Genomic DNA, 656 nt, shown 5'->3' with positions numbered 1-656 from the left:
GCCAACATACAAGTATTGCTGACACAAAGTCATCTAACACAGTGGATACCTAAAGAAATAGACTGTATTGATATAAAAGAACATGAAATGAATATTTCGAGAGAAAAAAATATAAATCCTACAATTGAAGTTAAACCAGATAATTTGGCATATGTAATTTATACATCTGGATCCACAGGAAATCCAAAGGGTGTCCTTTATGAACAAAAAGGTCTATGTAATTTTATTAATGCCAGCATTAATTTTACAAAATTAAATACGGGTAGTAAGGTAGTTCAGTTTTCTTCAATTGCATTTGATGTTTCACTATATGATATCTTCGCAACTCTGGTGTCTGGTGGAACTTTATATGTATGTGGTCAACAAGATATTATGCCAGTCGATCCACTTACCCAGTTTTTGCTAGAAAAAAAAATTACGCATGCATTTTTACCACCTACGGTACTAAATCTGTTAGATGAATCTAAATTTGAGGAATTACAAACTGTTATTTCTGCGGGTTCAGTCTGTAGTGAACAAGTGGCAAAACGATGGGTGAAAAATCACCTCTTTATAAATGCATATGGTCCAACAGAAGCATCGGTTGCTACTATAGACATTTATAGCGGCAAAGGGACACCACCTATTGGTCGATCTATTCCCAATGTAGAGGTATA

At 34.5% G+C, this 656-nt stretch carries 1 protein-coding gene; it reads left to right on the top strand.

The features are described from left to right. The coding region (locus CN409_RS30960; RefSeq protein WP_141527761.1) for an AMP-binding protein at positions 1-656 on the top strand (656 nt) is incomplete at both ends.

The organism is Bacillus sp. AFS012607 (genome assembly GCF_002558005.1).
GTDB classification, from domain to species: Bacteria; Bacillota; Bacilli; order Bacillales; family Bacillaceae_G; genus Bacillus_A; species Bacillus_A thuringiensis_S.
The sequence above is the reverse complement of the archived record's forward strand: the minus strand, read 5'-3'. Positions and strand labels throughout refer to the sequence as shown.